This window comes from Nitrosospira sp. CT, from assembly GCF_059489795.1.
Map to the genome: position 1 here is coordinate 24,165 of NZ_JCAHZJ010000030.1, position 23,400 is coordinate 47,564.

Below are 23,400 nucleotides of genomic sequence, written 5' to 3' on the forward strand. Positions count from 1 at the left end.
ATTCCTGCTTCCTGCCTGTTCGTCCTGTTTCAGCTCTCCTCTAGCCGTTCAGCGCTGCCTCAGCCATTCAGCCACTTCGGTGGCGTAGTATGTCAGAATGCCGTCGGCGCCTGCGCGCTTGCAGGCAAGCAGCGCTTCAAGCACACAGGCCTTTTCATCCAGCCAGCCGTTTTGCCCGGCTGCTTTCAGCATCGCATACTCGCCGCTCACCTGATAAACGAAGGTGGGCGCTCTAAAGCGCTCCTTGATGCGCCGGACGATGTCGAGATAAGGCAGCCCTGGCTTGATCATGACCATATCCGCACCTTCCTCCAGATCCAGCCCCACTTCCCATAATGCTTCATCTGAGTTGGCAGGGTCCATCTGATAGGTGTATTTGTTTCCAGCACCCAGATTGGCAGCCGAGCCCACCGCATCGCGAAAGGGGCCATAAAAACTGGAGGCATATTTTGCGGAATAAGCAAGGATACGGGTATGAATGAAGCCCCGCTTCTCCAATGCAGTGCGAATTGCGCCTATGCGCCCATCCATCATGTCCGACGGCGCAACCACGTCAGCGCCCGCCTCTGCATGCACCAGAGCCTGTTGAGTCAAAACGGCCACCGTTTCCTCGTTCATCACATAACCGCTGTCATCGATCAATCCATCCTGTCCATGACTCGTGTATGGGTCGAGGGCGATGTCGGTAATGATACCCAGTTCGGGAAAGCGTGCTTTCAACGCGCTTACTACCCGTGGTACCAGGCCAGAGGGATTGAGCGCCTCGGAGGCAGTTTCATTTTTCAGCCCCGCGTCGATGACCGGAAAGATAGCCAGGGCCGGGATTCCCAGTTCCAGGCATTTTTCGGCACGGGATAGCAGAACATCCAGGCTTTGTCGCACAACGCCGGGCATGGACGGAACTTTTTCCTCACGTTTTTCACCATCCAGCACGAATACCGGATAGATCAGGTCATCCGCATGTAACTGATTCTCACGTATCAGGCGGCGGGAAAATTCATCGCGGCGCATGCGGCGCATTCTTTTTTGGGGAAATTGATTAATGATTGGCATGATAATTCTGCAAAAAAAGAAAAAATCTGATAAAAAATCAAAAATCCGGGAACTTGTGAGTGGATTTTATATCTTACTGGCAGACGTTGTTTATTTGTCTCCCGCTTTTCCTCCCTGAGCGGGTACCTTAATCCCTATTAAGGTAGTTTACCCCCGGTTTTATTCCCCTTTAACCGGGGGTTTTTTATTTCTGGCGTTCGGTGTTTTCCGGCATATTTCCCTTATTGCTTCCCGGCACGCGAGCTTCTCCGATCACCTCGGTCTCCGGGTCGATCCCTGATCCGAACCATGTATCAAGCAAGGCAGACGCCTCCTCAACACCTTCTCTGCTTGTGCTGGAAAACAATTGCACGCTGCATTGTGGATAAGATTCATGTAAAAAACCCAGCACGGTTTTGAGAACTTTCTGCCCCTGCTGCCTCGTAAGCTTGTCCGATTTGGTAAGCAGCACATGCACCGCTTTCTTCGTTGGCGCAAACCACGCAAGCATTTGCCGATCCAGCGGTGTTAAAGGATGCCGTATATCCATGATAAGCACCATACCGCGAAGCGATTGCCTCGTCTGAAGGTAAGTGCCGAGGAGGCGCTCCCAATGCCGACGGACTTCCGCTGGCACTTTGGCATAACCATAGCCAGGCAGATCCACCAGGAATCTGTCGTTTCCCAGCTGGAAAAAATTCAGATGCTGGGTGCGTCCCGGTGTTTTACTGACGAAAGCGAGACGATTACGGTTTGCCAGAGCGTTGATCGCACTGGACTTGCCCGCGTTCGAGCGACCGGCGAAGGCTATCTCGACCCCAACAGGCACAGGCAGGTCGCGCAGCTCGTTGACGGTAGTATAAAAGGTTGCGTTCTGAAAAACGGACATATCCAGTCTACGTCCGCGGGACGCAAAAGCAGATCAATTTCCGATGGAATCTTCCGGGGAAGCCGCGGCTCCTCCCGAAGCTGTTTCTGAAGTCTCCCGGGCAATGGCCAGCAGGCCTTGCAGAACGAGATTATCCATTACTTTTACGTTCACGTTAAGCCGGGGCTGCAACTGCTGCGCGGCACCGCCGCTGAGAATGCACTCAGGCATGCGACCGAGGGTACCGGCAAGCAAGGCCGCCATGCGTTCTATTGCGCCCCCCATCGCGTGCAACGCACCACTATAGAGCGCATCGGCGGTGCTGTCAGGATAATCGCAGAATTTTCCGTCCCCCGATTCCAGTGATCCAAGGTTCTCCACCGGTATCTTCTGCATCAGATCGATGCCAGGGGTAATGATTCCCCCGAGAAATTCACCTGTGTCGGAAAGAGCATCTACCGTCATGGCAGTTCCCGCGTCGACTACCAGACACCCCTGCCGTTCCAGCACCCACGCTGCCACGAGCGCCGCCCAGCGATCACTGCCAAGCTGCGCAGGGTTGGAGTAATAGTTGCGGACACCGCATTGATAGGGAGCGGCAGTAATCCATTGCGGCTCTGCTTTCCACCGCGCCAGTAGCTCCGACAGGCTGGTCTTGGTCTGGATGTTGGCGACATTGGATATCACTACCCGTGAAGGTTCATGCAGATTCCTCCATTCCCGCTCGAGCCGCGCTTTGTCGCCCTGCGCCGCGACCCCCTGCATGAGCCAGTTGCGGCCATCGTGCAGGCCCCATTTCACGCGTGTGTTGCCGGAATCCACCGCCAGCAGAAGCGGTTTCATTTATGCTGTCCTGCGCAGCGATATCTCGCCGCCGCTGAAACTGCGAAGACCCAGTGACGTTTGCAGCAACAACGCTCCGCTATCCGATACCCCGTGCACCATCCCCTCCTGGCCCGACCCGTCAGGCAGCTTAAGGGTGACAGCTTTGCCTTCACATACATGATGATCAACCCATTCCTCCTTGAACGGCGCAAAACCCGATTGCTCAAATTCTCTCAATACTCGAGCAATATTCAGCAACAATTCAGCCAGCAATTTATTGCGATCCGGCATTTCTCCACTGATGGAAAAAATATCCGTTGCGCCCTGGTCTATCCGCGCCTGAATGCTGTCGGACAACTTCAGGTTCATGCCTACGCCGATTACAGCGACGGTGGGACCGAGCATATCGCCATGCAGTTCTATCAGTATGCCTGCCAGTTTACAGAAATTGAACATGACATCGTTTGGCCATTTGAGTACAGCTCCTTGTGTCCCCGAGGATTCGAGCGCACGTACTATTGCAACTCCTATGGCGAGGCTCAAACCCGAAAGGAAGCTTGCGCTTTGCTGAAACCGCCATAGCACGGAAAACGCGAGACCGACTCCCAGACCAGAGTGCCATTGCCGTCCTCTTCGCCCACGCCCCTTCGTTTGCAGCTCGGCTGCTACCGCATGAATGAGCCCTTCACCCAGGCTCAACCGGTTGTCCGCCTCATGCAGTAAAAGGCTGTTTGTGGAATCGATCGTATCGAGTATTTCCAGATTGAACTTGTCTGCCTGATCGCCGAGATGGTCAAGAATGGTATTTCGTTCCAGCCATTGCACCTGGTCGAGCAGGCGGTAGCCACGCCCCTTGATTTTATGGATGGTCAATCCGGCTTCATCCACGTCGCGGAGTGCGTTCGATACGCTGGCGCGGGAAACCCCCAAGGCTTCGGCAATAGCCGGACCTGAATGAAATTCATTATCGCTCAGCAGCCGGAGAATGGAAAAGGCGAGTGGATTCATGTAATCAGTGTAGTGCAAATAAATGGAAATGGAACTTTGCTACGCGCATTCTCGCTCACAGCAGAAGAAATGCAGGAAGAAAATCAGTGGGCGTACCTGGTCGAATTTGGCTGGATACGTTATTCAACTATAATGAGCGGCCGGGCAAGTACAAACGAACGGGAGAGAGCAGGACCGTCGTTCCCGTTTGCCCATGAGTTCCCGGAAAAGACGAGCAGGAATTCCCTTTCAAGAGGTCCAGTTTGAACGAAAAAGCTACGCCTGGCGATGTAACATCGTCCGCATCCAATTTCATACGCAATATCATCGAAGAAGACAATCGCACCGGCAAATGGGATGGACGGGTTGAAACGCGCTTTCCGCCTGAACCCAATGGTTACCTCCACATCGGTCATGCCAAAAGCATTTGCCTCAATTTCGGTCTGGCGCGGGACTATAACGGAATATGCCATCTGCGCTTCGATGACACCAACCCTGAAAAAGAAGAGCAGGAGTATGTCGATTCAATAATGGAGGCGGTAAGATGGCTCGGCTTCGAATGGGGCGAGCACCTGCACTATGCGTCGGACTACTTTGACAAGCTCTACGAGTTTGCCGAATACCTCATCAAGCAGGGTAAAGCCTACGTGGACAGCCTTACTGCCGAGGAAATCCGCACGCTGCGAGGCACGCTTACGGAGGCAGGTCAAAACAGTCCCTATCGTGACCGCTCCATCGAGGAAAATCTTGACCTCTTTCGCTGCATGAAGGCTGGCGAGTTTCCTGACGGCGCTCACGTTCTGCGCGCCAGAATCGATATGACTTCCCCCAATATCAACCTGCGCGATCCCGTGATTTACCGGATTCGCCATGTCCGCCATCATCGGACGGGTGACAAATGGTGTATTTATCCAATGTATGACTACACCCACTGCATATCCGATGCGCTGGAAAGGATCACGCACTCGCTGTGCACGCTGGAATTCGAGGATCACCGTCCCCTCTATGACTGGGTACTGGATCAATTGGCAGATGTCGTTCCATGTCATCCGCAACAGATCGAATTTGCGCGTTTGAATCTCACCTACACCGTCATGAGCAAGCGCAAGCTGATCGAACTGGTTACCGGAGGTTTTGTGGATGGATGGGATGACCCCCGCATGAATACGCTTGCCGGAGTAAGGCGACGTGGCTATACACCGGAATCCATCCGTCTGTTTGCAGAACGCATCGGCGTCAGCAAGGCCGATTCATGGATAGACATGGGCATCCTGGAAGACTGCCTGCGCGAAGATATGAATGAGCGCGCGCAGCGGCGCCTGGCTATCCTTGACCCACTCAAGGTCGTTATCGATAACTATCCGGAGAATGCCGGGGAAGAGTGCCTTGCCCCAAATCATCCGCAAAAGCCGGAATGGAGAAGCCGCATCGTACCCCTGACGAAAACGATCTACATCGAGCGCAGCGACTTCATGGAGAATCCTCCCAAAGGCTATTTCCGCCTGTCGCCCGGCGGCGAAGTACGATTGCGGTACGCCTACATCGTAAAATGCGTGGATGTTGTAAAAAGCGCCAATGGCGAAATCCTGGAAATCCATTGCACCTATGACCCGGACAGCAAGAGCGGCACGCCCGGAGCCGATAAGCGCAAGATCAAGGGCAACATTCACTGGCTCTCGGCTGCCCATGCGCAACCAGCCGAAGTACGACTTTATGATCGCTTGTTCAGTCAGGCCCACCTTGACACGGGCGGCCAGGACTACAAAGCGTTTCTGAATCCGGATTCAAAGAAGGTCCTTACAGCGTATGTCGAACCCGCGCTCATGGCAGCGCAACCGGAAGAACGTTTTCAATTCGAGCGTCATGGCTACTTTGTCGCAGACCTGAAGGAAACAAAACCGGGAAAACCCGTATTCAATCGCGCGGTCACCCTGCGTGATTCGTGGGGAAAATCGGGTTGATTTCTAATAAATATGCTGCCTCCGCTGTGAGCAGGGCGGTGCCAATTTGTACGATTTTGCTCCCCCGCCAGTTGAATGGACTGCTTGTATCGAGATTCCCTTAAATTGGTACTTCCCTTTCTCGTTTTTTTTCGCTAGGATACTGAAAAATGACAGAGCGCCGAAAATTGCTGGCCTACGAAGCAACAAAAATATAATTCCTGATATTCTTGTATCTGTCCCTGCCACTTCTGGTATCACAATGTGGCAAGTATCATTAATATATCCCTGCCCTTGCAGAATTAACTGGACGTCAGCCGTACATATTTCATTTGAGCGATTTGGAAAAGCACATGAGTCATACCCACCATATTTCTGACGGAAATTTTGAGACCGAAGTATTGCAATCGACAGTACCTGTACTGGTTGACTATTGGGCAGAATGGTGTGGACCGTGCAAGATGATAGCGCCCATCCTGGACGAGGTAGCCAAAGAATATGGTGACCGCCTCAAGGTTGCCAAGCTCAATATTGACGAAAACCAGGCTACGCCCCCCAAATATGGTATTCGCGGTATCCCTACCCTCATGCTCTTCAAAAACGGAAATATTGAAGCCACCAAAGTGGGCGCGTTATCGAAATCCCAGCTCACTGCTTTTATTGACAGTCATATCTAAAACTGTTAAGTTATAATTAACGCATTCCGAAAACTTTCCGGTTAGTTTCCGGTTCAATTACGTTCGCCGCTTCGAATTCTCGTTCGGCTCCATCGGTTTTCCCAACGCTTCCTGACGCTTTCTTTACGTCCCTCTTCTTCACCCACGGATTCCGTTCATGCATCTATCCGACCTCAAAAACTTCCACGTCACCGAACTGGTGGAGATGGCAATTGCCAATGAAATTGACGGCGCCAACCGGCTACGGAAACAGGATCTGATTTTCGCATTATTGAAGAATCAGGCACGGAAAGGCGAAAGCATTTTCGGCGAAGGCACTCTGGAAGTGCTGCAGGATGGTTTCGGCTTCTTGCGTTCTCCCGACACCTCATATCTCGCCGGTCCGGATGACATTTATGTCTCACCCAGCCAGATACGACGCTTCAACCTTCATACGGGGGATTCGATAGAGGGTGAAATAAGGACGCCCAAGGATGGGGAGCGTTATTTTGCGCTGGTCAAGGTCGATAAGGTCAATGGAGAGCCTCCTGAAAATTCCAAGCACAAAATACTGTTTGAAAATCTCACCCCGCTCTTTCCCACAGAGCGACTGCAGCTCGAACGCGAGATCAAAGCCGAAGAAAACGTTACCAGCCGCATCATCGATCTGATTGCCCCCATCGGCAAAGGACAGCGGGGCCTCCTGGTAGCCAGTCCCAAATCGGGCAAGACCGTCATGCTTCAGCACATCGCCCACGCTATTGCCGCCAATTGCCCAGATGTGATGCTGATGGTGCTGCTGATAGACGAGCGGCCCGAAGAAGTGACCGAAATGATCCGGTCGGTAAGAGGCGAAGTGATTTCTTCCACTTTCGATGAGCCGGCTGTACGTCATGTGCAGGTGGCAGATATGGTCATCGAAAAAGCCAAACGGCTGGTGGAACACAAGAAGGACGTGGTAATCCTGCTGGACTCGATCACCCGGCTCGCGCGCGCCTATAACACAGTGGTACCTGCTTCCGGCAAGGTGCTGACGGGCGGTGTGGATGCCAACGCGCTGCAGCGGCCAAAGCGGTTTTTTGGCGCGGCGCGCAATATCGAGGAGGGTGGCTCTCTCACCATTATTGCCACCGCTCTGGTCGACACCGGTTCGCGCATGGACGATGTGATTTATGAGGAATTCAAGGGCACCGGCAACATGGAAATCCATCTTGACCGGCGCATGGCGGAAAAACGTATTTATCCCGCCATCAACGTCAACCGTTCCGGCACCCGCCGGGAAGAACTCCTGATCAAGCCCGATGTATTGCAGAAAATCTGGGTACTGCGCAAGCTGCTCTACCCGATGGATGACATGGAAGCAATGGAATTTCTGCTCGACAAGATCAAGGCAACGAAGAACAACGCGGATTTCTTCGATTCAATGCGGCGGGTCTAATTAATATTACTCAGCCTAACCATTGAATGCCTCCCCGCTCCCGGAATGCCTTGTTGCATCCCGTTTGCGAGTGGAGGATAATACGCGGCTTTCCCCGAAATCAGGTAGATATCGTGCGGGGAGCATTTGCAAGCTGAGGATCATTTCATGAAACCAGACATTCATCCAGATTACCAGGAAATCACCGTGACCTGCAGTTGCGGTAGCACTTTTCAAACCCGTTCCACCATGGGCAAACCCCTGCATATCGAGGTTTGTTCGGTTTGTCATCCGTTCTATACAGGTAAACAAAAAATCGTCGATACTGCCGGGCGTGTCGAGAAGTTCCGTCAGAAATACGGCAAAAAAGCGGAAAAGCAACCGGCGGCTTGATAGGCGGTTACTGAGCTTTGAAAAGGCAGCCTCTTGGCTGCCTTTTTTATTTCCAGTGAAACGGTTTAGCTGCGCCTTCCATATTCCCCCCTGCCCCTGAACTGTTAGTCCCGCTTCGGGTTTTATTGGTAATCCGCCTTACAAAAATCGATCTTTTGATACTTTAAGCTGTGTTAAGCGCATTTGTGCTAAAGCGAACAGAATCAGGTGGGTGACAAGTAATAAAATTGATATAAAACTGAAAATTCATCCACTATGTGCCAGATATTATTACTCTTTTAACGGGTTTCACTATGGCCGTTTACCAGGATAGCAGTTTTCTTATTCGCTGCGACCATTTTGACTTCAACGTTAAGCGTGCGCCTGGTACCAGTGCATCGGTAAGTGGTATCTATCGGTGCATAGGCTGCGGCCAGGAAATTGTTGCAAAGAAAGGACAGTTACTGCCGGAGCACGAAGAACATATCCACGGTTTCGAATTCGGGCCGCCACGCTGGCAGCTTATCGTCTTCATCCTCTAGCCCGCGCTTTTCCGGTCCCTTTCGAAGAGTCTTCATGGAGAACCGTGGAATAAGCTGAACCTGCACATCCGGCTGTGAACTCCTATGCTATCGAAGTTTACGTCTCAATTCCTTTTTTTCGCAGCTCTGCCTTTGCATCCTGGCTCTTCTCCAGATCCAGTTCCATGTATTTCAGCACCGCGGGGATTTTCGTAAATTGTATATCGCGATACTCGACTACCTGAATGCGATTACCCCAAGGGTCGAGGAAGTCGAGGAAACCGCCTTCAAGTATTGTCGCCCCTGCGGCTTCAGCGAGTTCGCGCACATTTGAGCGGTCATCAACCACAAGGCCGAAATGCCTGTCATCGTCCGGGCTTTGCGATCGCCCTTCCATCAGTGCAATGAACTGGTCTCCCATATCGATAAATGCGGCACCCTGCCCTCGTCCTCGTAATTTAAAGGTGAAGATGCGGCCATAAAAAGCCAGTGCTTCTTCGATATCGCCGACCTCCAGTGCAACATGGTTCATGCCGACCATGTGGGGTTTTGCCTTCTCGCTCATCTGTTTCCTCCTGATGGATACACGTTCTGCTACAGGAATCGTTACTTGTCTTGTCTATTTTAGGACTATCATTTTCTTTTTGCTTTTTCATGCCACGTGTATCGTTTTTGATATCCCCTTCCAGCCTAAGCATTTTGCCCGGCATGGAATACTCTTAGCACTGCAGGCAAAAACACAGCACGCACCTCTGATGCCCCCCGCAAGCTTGGCTCGATAGTACCTGTAAACCAGGACGGGTCACCCGCGAGGAAATGGCGGTGCACATCGACGAGCTCTCCATAACGCGGAGCAAGCTGCCGAATAACGGCATTAATGCGATTGAAGTTGGGTCGGGCAATGCGCGCATCGGTGGCGAGAAAATTGCGGGAGTCATCGCCGAAAGTTGGATCGTAAACTGTACCCAGCAGAACTGGCCGTACCGGAAGCGCTTGCAGAAAAGCATCCAACTGCTGTTGGAAGCACGCGATGCCCTCCCCTCGGTCCGCAGCAAGACCAGTGAGAAGATCGTTGCCACCTACTGTAACCAGGGCGACAGCAGGATCGGTTGCCTTGATACCCCGCGCCTGCCAGGAGAGATTGGCAACCACGCCGCCATCACGCGCACGGTGGTCCAGCAGTGCAGTTATCGAGGATGACTGAGACATAAGGTCGCCCCCCTTGAACTCTGGAAACAGGAAATCATTGTTGCGAACGATCAACTGCCCCGGATGGACACCATATTGGTTGTAACGCCCGCAGTCGAGAATCGAATCCCCAAACGTGAAGACGGTGAATACCTTGTTCTTCGCTGAAATCGTTCTACTCAATGGCATGGCCGTGACTCCGACCATAAGGGCTTGCAGAAAACGTCGGCGCATCACTCAATTTTCGTGTGATAAGAGAACAACTGGGGCGTTGGCAGCACCGCTGTTTATACACCCTGCATAAGCAATGGATAATCCGTAATCACCCCGCCCACGCCCAGCTGCCGGCACTCCTCATGCTCAGCCCGGGTTACCGGACCATAAACGAAGTTACGAAAGCCATTCGCGGCAGCCTGCATCAGCAAGGCTTCATCCAGCACATTGTAATCCCAAACCAGATGGTTGATCCTGGCGTTGCCATCACTATCGAAATCAGCCAACAGAGAATCGAGGGTTTGCGGCCTGTGTGCGACCAACAGCCCACAATTGAGTTTTAATGACGATGCGCAGATTGCAATCAGATCATGCCGGAAGGAGCTGACGATAATACGATGGCGGGTTTGATACTTTTCCAGAACACCGAATACCGTTGACAAGCGATCCAGGGTTTTGATCTCGATATTCCATAGTATGTCCGGAAAGTGCGCAAGCGCCTCATCCAGGGTAGGTATTTTATGCCCTAACACACCTTCGATTTCGCGATGAGCAAGATCAGACACTGCCTGTCCGGTTGCCATTACCCTGTCATGGACCAGCACCGGCACGCCGTCCCGGCTGATGCGTACATCGGTCTCGATACCGTTTACACCTGCCATTATCGCTGCTTCAAAAGCTTCGAGCGTATTTTCCGCAACTGCGGCGTGGTAACCACGATGCGCCAATATCAGCATATTCAGCGTCTTCCCAGGCTCGCATCTATGAATTTACCCAAAGCATTTGCCCAGTCTTCCCTCGTGTAAATGAAGTCCTCATTGTGACCGCCCTGCAGCTCGACGAATTGCTTTGGATTGCGTGCTGCCTCGTACAGGGCCTGCCCTTGCTTGAACGGCACAATTTCATCCTGAGGACTGTGCGCGACGAATACGGGACAGCTCACATCCTTCAAATGCTCGAGGGTGTTGTATTTGAAACGGGAAAGCCGCCGGATGGGAAGGTAGGGATACAGTTGCGCTCCCATGTCAGGGACCGAGGTAAACGCGGAAGCCAGAACCAGCACACCGGGTATTTCGCGGGCCGCCAGCCAGGAAGCGATTGCTCCGCCTAAAGATTCCCCGAACAACACAACATCAGCAGGCGGAATTGCCTTCTTTTCGGTTATGTACCGCCATGCAGCAACAGCATCCCGGTATGTCCCCTGCTCTGTCGGTTTGCCGCTACTTTCGCCGTAGCCGCGATAATCGAAAATGAAGGTGCTATATCCAAGCCGGTAAAACATCGACAAATAGCCAATCCGGTGTGAAATGTTTCCGGCATTCCCGTGAAAAAACAGGACAGTTGCTTTCGCAGCAGGTGCCGGGACAAACCAGCCATGTAGCCTTTCGCCATCGCCAGTTTCCAGTTCGACAGACTCGTAAACAAGTCCTGAATGATGGGGGGTTTCCGTGATGCCACGTCCAATTTCAGGGTAATAAACAAGTTTGGGCTGGACGAAGAATATCAGCGCCGCGAAAACGACATAGATGAGTGCAACCATGATGACCAAGCTGAGCAGCATGCGCATGGATTGTTTAATCCGCAGTTAATCCCTGGAGCCGACAGCTATAATAGCGATTTTTCAGTCAACAGTAACAGGAACAAGAATGAATCTTGACAGAGTCAGCTCTGGCCGCGACGTGCCGAACGATTTCAATGTCATCATAGAAATACCCATGAATGCCGACCCCATCAAATACGAGGTGGATAAGGAAACGGGCGCAATGTTCGTTGACCGCTTCATGTCGACATGCATGCACTATCCCTGTAATTACGGTTATATCCCGCACACCCTCTCGGAAGATGGCGATCCTGTGGATGTTCTGGTGATTTCACCGGTTCCACTCATCTCAGGAGTGGTGGTACGGTGCCGGCCGCTGGGTATGCTTCAAATGACCGATGAGGCAGGCGGAGATGCGAAGGTTCTGGCCGTGCCAATCGACAAACTGTGCGCCCTCTACCGTGCGGTGAAATCTCACACTGACCTGTCTGAACTGACGCGTTCACAGATTGCCCATTTTTTCGAACACTACAAGGATCTGGAACCCGGCAAATGGGTGAAGATAACCGGATGGGCAGGGGTAATGGAAGCCGAAGTGGAAATTACAAGTGGAGTGAACCGCTATAACTCGGCTACCAAAAAACCAATGTTTTAAAGCTGGGCAAGAGCACTGGAAACAGCAGGCAGCATGAAAAAATGAGTTGGCTCGAACGTATCGTATTGAAGGGTGAGATTGTCACTCTGGAACCGCTTGCACCTGATCACATAGAGCCTTTGCGATATGCGGTCAGGGATGGAGAATTCTGGAAGCTCTGGTATGCAAATGTACCCTCGCCCGGGCAGATGGAAAACTATGTGATCACTGCCATTGAAAATGCTGAAAAAGGAAACATCGCATTTGTAGTGAGGCTCAATGCAACAAACGGAATCGTGGGCACCACCCGTTTCTATAACGTGGATGAAGCAAACAGGCGCCCCATGCTCGGCTACACCTGGTATGCGAAATCGGTCTGCAAAACAGGGGTGAACACGGAAAGCAAACTGCTATTGCTCCAGCATGTCTTTGAGAAAAAGAAAGCGATAGCGGTAGAATTCAGAACACATTTTTTCAACCAGGTTTCGAGGACCGCAATTGAACGCCTGGGCGCGAAGCAAGATGGGATATTGCGCAATCACCAGATCATGCGCGATGGCTCCATCCGCGATACTGTCGTTTATTCGATCCTCCAGCATGAATGGCCGTCAGTGAAGAACAACCTGCTGGACAAACTCTCGTCTAGTCAGGGGAATCCCGCGTCCGAGTAATATATTGCATTATTGATCCGGCCAGAAAATACCAGGAATCTCGTCATTCCGGGCCTGACCCTGAATCCAGCAAACCGGAATCCAGCCGAAACCAATTAATGGCGTGCTTTGAACATCGCTGGATACCGGCTTCCGCGGATATGACGTTTGTATTGCTTGCTCGCCGACTCATAGATATATCGCAGGCTTGATCCTTCCAGCAGGAACTTCAAAAGCGGGCAAACCCTCCAAGCTTGGGGCGGCACAATCGCATATCAGGCGCCTCATCATCGAGGAACACAAAATGGGGAGCAGGCATGAATCGACGAAAACTGCTGGGATTGCTTGGGATAACCGGAATCAGTATGCTGGGTCGAAATTCATCCATCAACGCCGGAAGTGGGGAGGTAGCCCGTAAGATGATTTCATGCGTGATAACACCTCAGCAAACGGAAGGCCCCTATTTCGTCGATGAGCGCCTGCACCGTTCAGACGTTCGATCCGATCCTTCCGATGGCTCGGTAAAAGAGGGCCTTCCGCTTGCACTTGAAATGCGCGTTTTCACGGTAGGTAACGAGGGTACAGACAGGTGCCTGCCGCTTGCCAATGCCATAGTCGATATCTGGCATTGCGATGCCCAGGGAATCTATTCTGATGTCGAGGACAGGAATTTCAATACAGTGGGAAAAAAGTTCCTTCGCGGCTATCAGGTAACGGACAGAAACGGCAGCGTGCGTTTTATCACCATTTATCCTGGCTGGTATCCTGGCAGAACTGTTCATATTCATTTCAAGATACGTACCGAGCCTGGATATATGCATGGTAGTGAATTTACGTCGCAACTCTATTTCGATGATGCGATTACCGATAAGGTGCACGCACAATCCCCCTATGCCGGGTATGCGAGAAAGGGTTCATACCAGCAGAGGACCAGGAATGAAGATGACAGCATCTATCTCAAGGGCGGAACACAACTGATGCTCAAGCTTACCGAAGCAGAGGTTGGTTATGCGACTACATTCGATGTGGGACTGAAAACGGGGAAAAGAGATAAGAGATAAGCGACGTAAAATGATTAAAGAAGGGCGAATGAATCAGGAGGGCTTGTACCCATCAAAGAGGGGAGCATCCACTCAAACAAGCTTGAACTCCGACTCCTGACGTCGCACCCGCTGACCCAGCGATGCTTGAATCGCATCATCCACTGTTTCCAGAAAAACGAACTCCAATGTGGAACGCGTTGTTTCAGGCACCTCGCGCAGGTCTTTCTCGTTGCGTGCAGGCAGCAGCACCCTGTGCAGGCCCGCACGCTGGGCGGCAAGCACCTTCTCCTTGATACCTCCCACCGGCAACACCATCCCTCGCAGGCTGATCTCCCCCGTCATCGCCGCATCCCGGTGTACCGGCCGGTTGGTAAATAGCGAAGCAAGCGCTATAAACATTGCCACGCCCGCACTGGGACCATCTTTAGGGATAGCACCTGCCGGCACGTGCACGTGCACATCGATGCCTTCAAATACGGATTCGGGAATGTGAAGACTGTCTGCCCGACCTTTCAACAACGTAAGCGCGGCCTGAGCGCTTTCCTTCATTACATCGCCAAGCTGCCCGGTCAAAATAAGTTGTCCGCGTCCGCTCACCCGCGTTGCTTCAATAAAAAGAATGTCGCCGCCTACAGGCGTCCAGGCAAGTCCCGTCGCAACACCTGGCAAACTGGTGAGCAGCCCGGTCTCGTGCTCGAATTTGGCAGGTCCGAGAATAGCATCCAGATCTGCGGCATCCACGCGCACCTTGGCCTCCGCATCCGAGGCAACCCGCATGGCTGCATGGCGCATGACCCGCCCGATCTCCCGTTCGAGTTGCCGCACCCCCGCCTCACGGGTGTAATTAGCGATAATGCCTTCGAGCGCTTCCACCGTTATCTCGCACTGGTCCTCGCTCAGCCCGTTGGCCTCTCGTTGACGGCCGACAAGATAACGCTGCGCGATCTGAAGCTTCTCCTCCCTAGTATAGCCCGGAAGGTCGATAATCTCCATCCGGTCGCGCACCGGCGGCGGCACATTATCAATGACATTCGCCGTAGCGATGAAAACAACACGGCTCAGATCGAAGGGCACACCCAGGTAATTATCCCGAAACGTGGAATTTTGTTCGGGGTCCAACACCTCAAGCAAGGCTGCCGATGGATCACCGTGGAGACTGGCAGACATTTTATCAACCTCATCGAGCATCATTACACAGTTGCGCGCGCCGGCCTTGCGCAGGCTCTGCACAATGTTGCCCGGCATAGCCCCGATGTAGGTACGGCGATGGCCTCGCATTTCCGCCTCGTCGTGCACGCCGCCCAATGACACGCGCACGAACGGCCGCTGCAATGCCCGGGCAATGCTCTGGCCGAGCGAAGTCTTTCCCACCCCAGGCGGACCGACAAAACACACGATAGGAGCACGCCCCTGGGGCTTCAACTTCTGAACGGCCAGGAATTCGATAATGCGCTGCTTGACGCGCTCAAGTCCGAAATGATCGTGTTCGAGAATCTGGCGTGCGACATCGAGGTCGATGGGCGCATCCTCCGGGAGCTTCCAGGGCAGCTCCGTCATCCATTCAAGGTAAGTGTGCAGCATCGAATATTCACTGGAAGCTGAAGGCATGCGCTTTAAGCGCTGCAATTCCTTTCTGGCTTGCGCCTCGATCTCTTCCGGCATGCCGGCCTCGGCGATCGCTTCATCCAGCTTCTCTATTTCCTCGTCGTCCCCCTCCGTCTCACCGAGCTCTTTCTGGATCGTCTTCAATTGCTCACGCAATAGAAACTTGCGTTCACGGTCTTCCAGATGCTCTTTCGTACGCTCACCAATCTCCTGTGATAGTCTCAGCACCTCGATGCGACGCGACAAAATCTGAAGCACCTTGCGCAGCCGCTCCTCCGTACTGACCGTTTCGAGCAGCATCTGCTTCTCTGCAACTTCGGTATCGAGCAGGCTCGCGGCGATATCAGCCAGATGCGAAGGTGCGCGAGTAGCTTGTAGCGCATGAGCCAGTTCTGCCGGTACACCGGGCAGCAGAGAGAGTATCTCCACCGTACGCTCCCGCAACTGCATCGCAAGGGCCTCAGCCTCCGTCGATACCTCATCGGGTTCCATAATAAGCCGCACACGGGCGGCGAGAAACGGATAATCCTCAATCATTTCTTCGATGGAAAAGCGGCTCAATCCCTGGCAGACGGCATGCCGCAACCCGTCAGGCGAGGCAAGATGCCGGACAACATTCACCACGGTGCCCACGTTAAACAGCGCATCCCGCCCCGGCTCATCCACAGCAGGATCTTTTTGCAGGATGATGCCGAGCGGTCGTTTAGGATCGAGCGCATGCTCCAGCGCAGCAATGGATTTTGCGCGCCCCACAGTGATTGCAGTCAGAACATGCGGGAACAGCACTACATTGCGCATGGGTATGAGGGCAATCACGTCCTGAGGCAATTCCGGCTTGGCTACAATAAGCTCTCCCATAGCGGTCTCTCTGTAGAAACATTCGAGGAATCGGCTGAGCAATCCGTGGAGTTCCCCGACTCAGACGCTCAATAGCTTCGGCATCTGGCTGCAATACCACAGCAAGAAGACCTATTCTCTTTAGTCTAGCACCGGACGGCTGAGGGTCAACTTCTATCGACTCGTTCGGGCGGAATTGTGCCAGGGTTAATGAATGTCATGCTTGTTCTCGAGCGAAGTAGGTGTTGTGAAATATATTGCGTGTTCTCGAGACGGTGCTGTTTATTGGGGTAGGGTCGGTGGTTGGGTTTGGAGGAGATTTCGCCAGCGTGTATCTATCACCAGGCCAGATCTAGTGATAGATCGGCCTTGCTTGCTCACACTCTGCCTTCGTTAAGGCTCGAACAGCAAAAGTGAGCAGGGATATCATTTTTTGGCATATTCCAGAGAGAACCGCAGTTAGGGACGTAAGGTTCCTTATATATAAGGAAATTATTATGATAATAATCAAAACATGTGAATTTTATTTATAGTAATACTGAGTACAATGTTCCAATGTCATGGACGCATCAGGATGGAGTGGCTTTCACTTCATCCATTTCATTGGAGATTGGAGTCTACCTATCATGGAAAAAGAAATAAGGAAGTTTTTAACATCCATATCCATGCTGGGCTTGCTGGCCTCTTGCACCGAGACCGGTATGCTCGAAGCAAGGAATGGCAATGTGGGCATGGCCGCACAAAGTATCAGAACTTTTGTCGACCATGACGAACTCGCCAGGCGGTATGAAAACCGAGCCAGGAAACTCCTGGAAATAGCAGCGGAACACGAGAAGCGGCTCCAGTATTACGAGGACAAAAGCTACCCGTATGGAAGACACGAGCAGAATTCACAGTCACACGCCGCTCTAGTGCAAAAATACAAGCGGGCGGCAGAGAAAGCTACCGAAGCTGCTTTTCACCACAGGATGGCGTCGCAACCTGCGAAACGCGATTATATTGCTTCGATAGCGTTACATTGATGTGGATTTTGCCCCAGGAGCTCAGCAGTGAACCTTGGGGGAAATTGATGAAACAGTACGATATTTACTGACCTCGATGCGAGGCAAGCCTCGTCCTTCAGGGCGGGGAAGGATAGCACGGACGGCGTAGCCGTCCTGCAACACTCTTTATAAGCAGAGCCATTAAGCCTTGAAACGCCTCCAAGCCTTTATCAGCGGTAATCGCCAGACGCAAGCCAGGTTCGCGTGTGTGGAATGCGGTTTCGAGAAAAACGCCGATGCTGTCGGCGCTATCAACATTTTAAGGGCGGGACACGCCCGGTTCGCCTGTGAAGTGAGCGATGCGGCAAGGTCGCCAGCAGCAGGAACCCACCGAAGCGTCTCAGGGGTGGCTCGGATGCCACGTCTGAGCGCCGCAGGAATCCCCCGACTTTAATCACGCAGGAATATCGGAAGACGTTCCGGTGTATTATCTTTTCTCAATCGATAATCCCGATAACCCTGATAATCCACATTGCTGCTGGGGCAATCAATTGTGTCGCGGGTTTCCTTGCGAGGACACTATGAAGAGATACTTAGTCCAGCTCGACTTCATCTCCTTTATAAAATTCAACTCGTTGTCGTTCTGTTGCGCCAATACGCTATTTTCTCCTTTCAACGCACTTTTCACTTTCGAAAGCAGCGGGATCGGGCGAGCGCTGCTCGCTCTCTTTTTAGCTCCGTTCGCCGGTCTGCTTCTGGGTGCAGTCTTTGGTGTTCTTGCCTATCCGCTTTACCGGTTTCTGACCTCCCGCAGCGAGTTTCTAGCTGCTTTGTCAGGCAGATTTCAGGAAATATCGGACGAGACTCCGGAGGAATCTCTTCCTAACAAATAACGTTTATAGCATTTCTTGCATGCGTTCTGCCTTTCACAGCGCCAGGGGATGAGGGCAGGCGATATTTCGTATCGAGACATAAACACACGATCTTTTCCGATAGGAGTCTTCATTGAAAATCAAAGCCACCGTTGAAGAAGTACTGTCCCGCATTCCCGGTCCCGTAACCGCGGAATGGCCAATGGGAGAACGTTTTGCCATTGCGCTGGCGCATGGCACCATGTCAGTCGAATATTACGCTCCCATCGGGCATGATCCGCAAACGCCGCACGAGCAGGATGAAGTCTATTTCGTGCATCGGGGAATGGGTGAGCTGGTGATCGAGGGGGAGCGTTATCCATTCAAAGAGGGCGACTGCCTTTTTGTACCCGCCAACGTTGAGCACCGGTTCGAGAATTTCTCGAGCGATTTTGGAACCTGGGTGGTATTCTGGGGACCCAAAGGAGGAGAGAAAGGTATAGATCTCGGCTGAAGAATCCTTCTGGCCCGACCGCACGCACCACTTTTGGATCGCCTACCCCAAAAGCGAGTTCATGCAAATCTTCTGAGTGGTCACCTGTGGCCATGAAAGCCACGGCGTGGAGGACAAGCGGCGATAACAGTGGGCTGAGGAGCGTCGTGAGCAGGACAGGCCGAGACTCAACGCCAGATTCCCGTTGGCATTCTGGGTCCACGCGGTTGAGAAACCAGCAATTGGCATAGCGGCCACAAAAGCAAGCCCCACGAGGATCAACTGGACCTCTTCCGGGTTATGCCAAAGCTTCATTGCAAAGTTCAGGGCGATGATGAAAGTCAGTGGGACCATCAGATTTCCGAATATCCCGCCCAACAGTACCAAGGGGGTTTTCAGCAGGTTCCTCACTTCCTCGATCTTCATCCCTAAACCGGCGTTAAATAGCAGTGCCGCCAGCATCACGAGAGGAAGGGAAAAAGTAACCTCCGATGAAGTACCTCTACGCGACCCAAGTCCGCATTACGAATCCACAGCCCAAACACCGGCAATATCGCAGCAACAAAATAAGAGGCCACGACCACCCAAATGAAATAGTGATGGATGAGGTGCAAGAGGAGCGCAATGGGATTCTTCATATTCGACGAGTCCATTGATATAAGCTTGCTACGGCATGAGCATACCGTATAACGCAGGAGTACCGAGTGCATTGGCGGCTGCACTTCTGTTCGGGACCGGCACTCCCGTCGTCAAACTTTTGCTCGGCCCGGTGAACCCATGGCTATCAGCCGGACTGTTGTATCTCGGTTCAGGGCTCGGCCTTGCGCTGTTGCGGCTGATTAGAAAAGCTCTCCCAGTGCATTTGAGCCATGGGGAAACCAAATGGCTGGCTTGCGCTATTCTGGCAGGCGGTGTGACTGCACCCGTGCTGTTAATGTGGGGCTTATCTCGCATGCCCGCTTCGAGTGCAGCACTCCTATTGAATGCCGAAGGAGTCCTGACTGTATTGCTCGCCTGGTTCGTGTTCCGCGAGAGCTTCGACCGCCGTATTGCCAGCGGCATGATCCTGATCGTGCTGGGTACTGTAGTGCTGACGTGGTCAAGCGATGCCAGTTTCGAGTCAATGCTCCCCGCGCTCGCCATTGTCGGTGCATGCCTTGGATGGGCAATTGACAACAACCTTACGCGTAAAGTGGCTCTGGCAGACGCCACATTTATTGCCATGATAAAAGGACTTACGGCCGGCGGCACAAATATTATGATCGCCTGGTTGCTGGGCATAACGCTGCCACAACCATTTGTTCTGCTGGCTGCCGGCACCCTGGGCTTTTTCAGTTATGGCCTTAGCCTCGTGTTGTTCGTAGTGGCGTTACGCCACCTCGGCACGGCGCGTACAGGCGCATATTTCTCGATAGCACCATTCTTAGGGGCTCTGCTGGCCATTCCCCTAGTGGGAGAATCGCTATCCATTCAGTTCGTGGTAGCAGCGCTGTTGATGGCTGTCGGCGTATGGCTGCATCTGACCGAGCGACACGAGCACTGGCATACACACGAGGAATTGGAGCACGAACATGAGCATATACATGACGACCACCACCAGCATGCACATTCGGAAGTTGTAACCGGCGCCCATACTCACAGGCATCGCCATAAGCCTCTGGCACACTCACATCCCCACTATCCTGATGCGCACCATTGGCATGACCACTGAATGAGAACGCCCCAAGCAGTCAATGCATTGATTCAGGCGCCTATAACTCTCCATTCTGAAAAACTCTGGTCAAAGCTAGCTGGACACCGCCGAGGTCATCATTTCTCCTATTCCTGTATCTCTGAAGACTGTGAATCATTTGAAAAATGCGTATACAGCGCATCAAGAACAAGGCTGAACTCACTTAGCAACTCGTCATCATCCTTTGCGCGTTGACGCACGCCAGCCAGTACAGCTTCGAAACCGCTGGCTTCGGCTACGAAGCCTTCCATCGCGCAAAAAACCGCAGCCAAGGGATTTCAGCGCCCGCCAGATGCGCATGCGCGCCGTTGCGCTATTTGTAGGCAGGCTGATAATCAGTAGAAGCCATTGTGTAGTTGCGGAACTCATAAAGGGAATCTATATTGATGTTTATACATTACAAAAAGTGTAGAGCATATTGCATATATAGCAGTGGTGTTCCGCAATCAAAGTGAACAATTCAGTGTTTGCCTGGGAGCGCGAAGGCTGGCTTGATGCTTGAACTGATACTGCCTGGAACAATCAGCCAAACATACATACGTTGATCATGACCTGCCACCATTATTGCTTAAGGAGATAGTTATGCCTTTCCTTGCCCTGCCCTCTTTTGTTCCCTCTCTGCGCCTCCTCGCTCTCGCTATCGCGGTACTGCTGTTCGTGACAACAGCGCATGCCGCTTCCGGCAATATGAATACAGCCGAAATCGAGCGATTGACAGGGCTCAAAGGAACCTACTCAAAAGAAGAAAATGTTTTCAAAGTTTCCAAACCCCGCACAGATGTAAAAATACAAGTAGACAAATGGCCAATGCCACCTTTCATGGGCTTAGGCTCATGGGCTGCTTTTGCTCCTGCACAGAACGGCCAAGTTGTAATGATGGGCGACACCGTGCTGTTCGAGGACGAGGTCAATCCGGTGATAAGCGCGGCTTTCGAGGCGGGACTGGAAGTGACTGGCTTGCACAATCATTTTTTCTTTGATGAACCCAAGGTGTATTTCATGCACATCGGTGGCATTGGGAGCTCTGCCAAGCTTGCAGCTGGCGTTAAAAAGATCTATGACAAAGTCGCTGCAATCCGTGCGGCCCACCCTGTACCCTCTTCGCAGTTTCCCAGGACAATCCCGCAGGAGAACAAGATTTCCCCTCAGCCTCTGGAACAAATCCTGGGAATGAAAGGAAGCTCAAAAGATGGCATGTTTAAAGTTGTCATCGGCCGCCCCGCCACTATGCATGGGGTGCCGGTGGGAAAAGAAATGGGTATAAACACCTGGGCGGCGTTTGCAGGTACGGATAGCGAGGCGGTGGTGGATGGAGATTTCGCCATGCTTGCCGATGAAATGCAGACTGTCTTGAGAACAATGCGAGCAGGCGGCATAAATATTGTAGCAATTCATCAACACATGACGCATGAGAAGCCACACTATTTATTCATGCACTACTGGGGCAAAGGGGATGCGAAGGACCTGGCCAAAACCATCAGGAGCGCATTGAATAAACAAGCTGACCATCCAGAATAGTCCTGGTGACACAATCCTGGGAGGCTTGTGCCCGTGGATCAGGTAGAGAAGGTTAAGTCGGCGGAAACAGGCCGGATCGGCACGCTTGCCCGCTTGCTCATGCCTGTAGGAGTAGCCGAAACTGCTTCTCCACTACTGATCGCTCGTGCGTTGCGTGGTTTTGCAGACGGTTATGTCGTCGTGCTTCTGCCTGCGTACCTCCTGGCGCTGGGATTTGGCCAGCTGGACGTAGGTTATTTAAGTACGGCCACCCTCGCAGGATCGGCCCTGGCGACATTGGCGATCGGGGTAATCGGCCACCGATGGTCAAGCCGCCGGCTGTTGCTGCTTGCTGCCCTGTTAATGACAGCTACCGGCCTTGCTTTCGCGAGCGTCTCTTCATTTTGGCCACTCCTCGTTGTCGCATTTGTTGGAACCCTTAATCCGAGTTCGGGCGATGTGAGCATGTTTTTGCCGCTGGAGCATGCTCGTCTGGCACAGGCGGCAACGGGCAACCTACGCACCACTCTGTTTGCCCGTTACACGCTTACTGGTTCGCTAAGCGCGGCTGTAGGCGCCTTGGCCGCGGGCATCCCCTCCTGGCTGATGCAATGGGCAGGGCTACCATTGATTGATGGTTTGCGCACAATGTTCGTGCTATATGGCCTGCTCGGCGGATTGGTTTGGCTGCTCTATCGGACTCTGCCAGCGGGCGACATCTCTACCAGGCCACTACCAGCGCCGCTGGGTCCGTCACGCAGTATCGTTTTCAAGCTTGCGATGTTGTTCAGCGTTGATGCATTTGCCGGTGGACTGGTGGTGAATTCGCTACTCACACTCTGGCTTTTTGAGCGCTTTGGACTCTCAACGGGAGAGGCAGGAACCTTCTTCTTCTGCACAGGGCTTCTATCAGCCGGATCGCAACTCGCTGCACCGGTAGTTGCGCGCAAGATCGGGTTGCTTAACACGATGGTCTTCACTCACATCCCTGCGAACGTGTGTCTCATTTTTGCGGCGATTGCTCCAAACGTAGAAATCGCGCTGACGCTATTGTTGGTACGAAGTGCATTATCTCAGATGGATGTGCCCACACGGACTACATACGTGATGGCTGCAGTTACGCCCCCGGAGCGCGCTGCCGCCGCGAGCTTCACTACCGTACCCCGCAGCCTCGCCTCAATCCTGAGTCCAAGCTTGGCTGGTGCCTTGCTGGCCGGTGGGCTTCTGAGCGCTCCCTTAATTGCTTGTGGAGCTTTGAAGATTGCATATGATCTGGCGTTGCTGGTGTCCTTCAGGCACGTGAATGTTCCGCTGGATCGAGGATAATTGTTTCAGGTGCCGCTGCCTTTATTCCCATTTCCGAGGGAATAGCCGTTGCAGTTGAACTCTCCTTGTCAACGGCCTTCGGCCAACCGCCCGCTTCCGGCTCAATTTTACAATCACAATTTCTGTTCGCGTTTCACGAAAGGAACAATGGAGAGTAAAGCTGTTATCCCAACATGTGGCGTCATTGACG

25 protein-coding genes are annotated in these 23,400 nt (G+C 52.7%); 14 read left to right on the forward strand and 11 right to left on the reverse strand.

Annotated elements, in window-relative coordinates:
• Positions 1-48 precede the first annotated feature (48 nt).
• The 4 genes from hemB to AC52W5_RS04765 form a co-directional block, all read right to left on the reverse strand.
• On the reverse strand, positions 49-1,053 hold the full coding sequence (hemB, locus tag AC52W5_RS04750) for a porphobilinogen synthase (protein ID WP_495670166.1): 1,005 nt from the start codon (positions 1,051-1,053) through the stop codon (positions 49-51).
• A gap of 184 nt (positions 1,054-1,237) precedes the next feature.
• On the reverse strand, positions 1,238-1,921 hold the full coding sequence (gene yihA / locus AC52W5_RS04755; RefSeq protein ID WP_495670167.1) for a ribosome biogenesis GTP-binding protein YihA/YsxC: 684 nt from the start codon (positions 1,919-1,921) through the stop codon (positions 1,238-1,240).
• Positions 1,922-1,954: 33 nt separating this feature from the next.
• Positions 1,955-2,743 carry a type III pantothenate kinase gene (locus tag AC52W5_RS04760; RefSeq protein WP_495670168.1) on the reverse strand — a complete coding sequence of 263 codons (789 nt, stop codon included), beginning with the start codon at positions 2,741-2,743 and terminating at the stop codon, positions 1,955-1,957.
• Entirely contained in the window at positions 2,744-3,733 is a 990-nt protein-coding gene (locus AC52W5_RS04765) for a biotin--[acetyl-CoA-carboxylase] ligase (RefSeq protein WP_495670169.1), read from the reverse strand. It abuts the gene before it with no gap.
• Between the two features lie 242 nt (positions 3,734-3,975).
• Between AC52W5_RS04765 and AC52W5_RS04770 the strand changes: the two genes are divergently transcribed.
• The 5 genes from AC52W5_RS04770 (at position 3,976) to AC52W5_RS04790 (ending at position 8,639) form a co-directional block, all read left to right on the forward strand.
• Positions 3,976-5,673 (forward strand): glutamine--tRNA ligase/YqeY domain fusion protein, encoded by a 1,698-nt coding sequence (locus AC52W5_RS04770; RefSeq protein ID WP_495670170.1) that lies wholly within the window; start codon positions 3,976-3,978, stop codon positions 5,671-5,673.
• A 332-nt stretch (positions 5,674-6,005) separates the two neighbouring features.
• Positions 6,006-6,329, forward strand: a complete 324-nt coding sequence (gene trxA / locus AC52W5_RS04775) for a thioredoxin TrxA (protein WP_011381389.1) — start codon at positions 6,006-6,008, stop codon at positions 6,327-6,329.
• 157 nt (positions 6,330-6,486) lie between these two features.
• Positions 6,487-7,746 (forward strand): transcription termination factor Rho, encoded by a 1,260-nt coding sequence (gene rho, locus AC52W5_RS04780; RefSeq protein ID WP_495670171.1) that lies wholly within the window; start codon positions 6,487-6,489, stop codon positions 7,744-7,746.
• Between the two features lie 147 nt (positions 7,747-7,893).
• Positions 7,894-8,118 (forward strand): 50S ribosomal protein L31, encoded by a 225-nt coding sequence (rpmE, locus tag AC52W5_RS04785; RefSeq protein ID WP_464539743.1) that lies wholly within the window; start codon positions 7,894-7,896, stop codon positions 8,116-8,118.
• A 293-nt stretch (positions 8,119-8,411) separates the two neighbouring features.
• On the forward strand, positions 8,412-8,639 hold the full coding sequence (locus AC52W5_RS04790) for a hypothetical protein (RefSeq protein ID WP_107761189.1): 228 nt from the start codon (positions 8,412-8,414) through the stop codon (positions 8,637-8,639).
• 97 nt (positions 8,640-8,736) lie between these two features.
• Here AC52W5_RS04790 and AC52W5_RS04795 read toward each other — a convergent pair whose 3' ends face one another.
• From AC52W5_RS04795 to AC52W5_RS04810, 4 genes are all read right to left on the reverse strand, one after another.
• Positions 8,737-9,183, reverse strand: coding sequence for a VOC family protein (locus AC52W5_RS04795; RefSeq protein ID WP_495670172.1), 447 nt, complete (start codon positions 9,181-9,183; stop codon positions 8,737-8,739).
• Between the two features lie 125 nt (positions 9,184-9,308).
• A complete protein-coding gene (locus AC52W5_RS04800; protein ID WP_495670173.1) occupies positions 9,309-9,995 on the reverse strand; it encodes an SGNH/GDSL hydrolase family protein in 687 nt (228 codons plus the stop codon).
• Between the two features lie 98 nt (positions 9,996-10,093).
• Positions 10,094-10,756, reverse strand: coding sequence for a glycerophosphodiester phosphodiesterase (locus AC52W5_RS04805; protein WP_495670174.1), 663 nt, complete (start codon positions 10,754-10,756; stop codon positions 10,094-10,096).
• A 2-nt stretch (positions 10,757-10,758) separates the two neighbouring features.
• Complete coding sequence (locus AC52W5_RS04810; RefSeq protein WP_495670175.1) at positions 10,759-11,586, reverse strand: alpha/beta hydrolase; 828 nt, start codon at positions 11,584-11,586, stop codon at positions 10,759-10,761.
• Between the two features lie 79 nt (positions 11,587-11,665).
• Here AC52W5_RS04810 and ppa point away from each other — a divergent pair, with 79 nt between their 5' ends.
• From ppa to AC52W5_RS04825, 3 genes are all read left to right on the forward strand, one after another.
• Complete coding sequence (ppa, locus tag AC52W5_RS04815; protein ID WP_074974706.1) at positions 11,666-12,214, forward strand: inorganic diphosphatase; 549 nt, start codon at positions 11,666-11,668, stop codon at positions 12,212-12,214.
• A gap of 41 nt (positions 12,215-12,255) precedes the next feature.
• Positions 12,256-12,864, forward strand: coding sequence for a GNAT family N-acetyltransferase (locus AC52W5_RS04820; protein WP_495670176.1), 609 nt, complete (start codon positions 12,256-12,258; stop codon positions 12,862-12,864).
• 296 nt (positions 12,865-13,160) lie between these two features.
• Positions 13,161-13,904, forward strand: coding sequence for an intradiol ring-cleavage dioxygenase (locus tag AC52W5_RS04825; protein WP_495670177.1), 744 nt, complete (start codon positions 13,161-13,163; stop codon positions 13,902-13,904).
• Between the two features lie 72 nt (positions 13,905-13,976).
• Here AC52W5_RS04825 and lon read toward each other — a convergent pair whose 3' ends face one another.
• A complete protein-coding gene (gene lon / locus AC52W5_RS04830) occupies positions 13,977-16,349 on the reverse strand; it encodes an endopeptidase La (protein WP_495670178.1) in 2,373 nt (790 codons plus the stop codon).
• Positions 16,350-16,954: 605 nt separating this feature from the next.
• Between lon and AC52W5_RS04835 the strand changes: the two genes are divergently transcribed.
• The 3 genes from AC52W5_RS04835 to AC52W5_RS04845 all read left to right on the forward strand — a co-directional run bounded on the left by AC52W5_RS04835 (position 16,955) and on the right by AC52W5_RS04845 (position 18,676).
• Positions 16,955-17,350: a hypothetical protein gene (locus AC52W5_RS04835; RefSeq protein ID WP_495670179.1), complete on the forward strand. Its 396-nt coding sequence runs from the start codon at positions 16,955-16,957 to the stop codon at positions 17,348-17,350.
• Positions 17,351-17,892: 542 nt separating this feature from the next.
• The gene (locus AC52W5_RS04840; protein WP_495670180.1) at positions 17,893-18,204 is read left to right on the forward strand and encodes a hypothetical protein; all 312 of its coding nucleotides are present in this window, start codon (positions 17,893-17,895) and stop codon (positions 18,202-18,204) included.
• A gap of 112 nt (positions 18,205-18,316) precedes the next feature.
• Positions 18,317-18,676 (forward strand): cupin domain-containing protein, encoded by a 360-nt coding sequence (locus AC52W5_RS04845; RefSeq protein WP_074974701.1) that lies wholly within the window; start codon positions 18,317-18,319, stop codon positions 18,674-18,676.
• A gap of 42 nt (positions 18,677-18,718) precedes the next feature.
• On the opposite strand, the gene AC52W5_RS04850 is transcribed toward AC52W5_RS04845, so the two are convergent.
• Positions 18,719-19,117 (reverse strand): hypothetical protein, encoded by a 399-nt coding sequence (locus tag AC52W5_RS04850; RefSeq protein ID WP_495670181.1) that lies wholly within the window; start codon positions 19,115-19,117, stop codon positions 18,719-18,721.
• Positions 19,118-19,328: 211 nt separating this feature from the next.
• Here AC52W5_RS04850 and AC52W5_RS04855 point away from each other — a divergent pair, with 211 nt between their 5' ends.
• Positions 19,329-20,366 (forward strand): DMT family transporter, encoded by a 1,038-nt coding sequence (locus tag AC52W5_RS04855; protein ID WP_495670182.1) that lies wholly within the window; start codon positions 19,329-19,331, stop codon positions 20,364-20,366.
• Between the two features lie 107 nt (positions 20,367-20,473).
• On the opposite strand, the gene AC52W5_RS04860 is transcribed toward AC52W5_RS04855, so the two are convergent.
• Entirely contained in the window at positions 20,474-20,659 is a 186-nt protein-coding gene (locus AC52W5_RS04860; RefSeq protein ID WP_495670183.1) for a chromate resistance protein ChrB domain-containing protein, read from the reverse strand.
• Between the two features lie 415 nt (positions 20,660-21,074).
• Here AC52W5_RS04860 and AC52W5_RS04865 point away from each other — a divergent pair, with 415 nt between their 5' ends.
• Positions 21,075-21,905, forward strand: a complete 831-nt coding sequence (locus tag AC52W5_RS04865) for a DUF1259 domain-containing protein (RefSeq protein ID WP_495670184.1) — start codon at positions 21,075-21,077, stop codon at positions 21,903-21,905.
• 33 nt (positions 21,906-21,938) lie between these two features.
• A complete protein-coding gene (locus AC52W5_RS04870) occupies positions 21,939-23,210 on the forward strand; it encodes an MFS transporter (RefSeq protein WP_495670185.1) in 1,272 nt (423 codons plus the stop codon).
• Positions 23,211-23,400 lie beyond the last annotated feature (190 nt).

Bases quoted from the DNA above. Each gene is read 5' to 3' on its own strand.
- hemB (WP_495670166.1), bottom strand. From the start codon at position 1,053: ATGCCAATCATTAATCAATTTCCCCAAAAAAGAATGCGCCGCATGCGC.
- yihA (WP_495670167.1), bottom strand. From the start codon at position 1,921: ATGTCCGTTTTTCAGAACGCAACCTTTTATACTACCGTCAACGAGCTG.
- AC52W5_RS04760 (WP_495670168.1), bottom strand. From the start codon at position 2,743: ATGAAACCGCTTCTGCTGGCGGTGGATTCCGGCAACACACGCGTGAAA.
- AC52W5_RS04765 (WP_495670169.1), bottom strand. From the start codon at position 3,733: ATGAATCCACTCGCCTTTTCCATTCTCCGGCTGCTGAGCGATAATGAA.
- trxA (WP_011381389.1), top strand. From the start codon at position 6,006: ATGAGTCATACCCACCATATTTCTGACGGAAATTTTGAGACCGAAGTA.
- rho (WP_495670171.1), top strand. From the start codon at position 6,487: ATGCATCTATCCGACCTCAAAAACTTCCACGTCACCGAACTGGTGGAG.
- rpmE (WP_464539743.1), top strand. From the start codon at position 7,894: ATGAAACCAGACATTCATCCAGATTACCAGGAAATCACCGTGACCTGC.
- AC52W5_RS04790 (WP_107761189.1), top strand. From the start codon at position 8,412: ATGGCCGTTTACCAGGATAGCAGTTTTCTTATTCGCTGCGACCATTTT.
- AC52W5_RS04795 (WP_495670172.1), bottom strand. From the start codon at position 9,183: ATGAGCGAGAAGGCAAAACCCCACATGGTCGGCATGAACCATGTTGCA.
- AC52W5_RS04800 (WP_495670173.1), bottom strand. From the start codon at position 9,995: ATGCCATTGAGTAGAACGATTTCAGCGAAGAACAAGGTATTCACCGTC.
- AC52W5_RS04805 (WP_495670174.1), bottom strand. From the start codon at position 10,756: ATGCTGATATTGGCGCATCGTGGTTACCACGCCGCAGTTGCGGAAAAT.
- AC52W5_RS04810 (WP_495670175.1), bottom strand. From the start codon at position 11,586: ATGCGCATGCTGCTCAGCTTGGTCATCATGGTTGCACTCATCTATGTC.
- ppa (WP_074974706.1), top strand. From the start codon at position 11,666: ATGAATCTTGACAGAGTCAGCTCTGGCCGCGACGTGCCGAACGATTTC.
- AC52W5_RS04820 (WP_495670176.1), top strand. From the start codon at position 12,256: ATGAGTTGGCTCGAACGTATCGTATTGAAGGGTGAGATTGTCACTCTG.
- AC52W5_RS04825 (WP_495670177.1), top strand. From the start codon at position 13,161: ATGAATCGACGAAAACTGCTGGGATTGCTTGGGATAACCGGAATCAGT.
- lon (WP_495670178.1), bottom strand. From the start codon at position 16,349: ATGGGAGAGCTTATTGTAGCCAAGCCGGAATTGCCTCAGGACGTGATT.
- AC52W5_RS04835 (WP_495670179.1), top strand. From the start codon at position 16,955: ATGGAAAAAGAAATAAGGAAGTTTTTAACATCCATATCCATGCTGGGC.
- AC52W5_RS04840 (WP_495670180.1), top strand. From the start codon at position 17,893: ATGAAGAGATACTTAGTCCAGCTCGACTTCATCTCCTTTATAAAATTC.
- AC52W5_RS04850 (WP_495670181.1), bottom strand. From the start codon at position 19,117: ATGCTGGCGGCACTGCTATTTAACGCCGGTTTAGGGATGAAGATCGAG.
- AC52W5_RS04855 (WP_495670182.1), top strand. From the start codon at position 19,329: ATGAGCATACCGTATAACGCAGGAGTACCGAGTGCATTGGCGGCTGCA.
- AC52W5_RS04865 (WP_495670184.1), top strand. From the start codon at position 21,075: ATGAATACAGCCGAAATCGAGCGATTGACAGGGCTCAAAGGAACCTAC.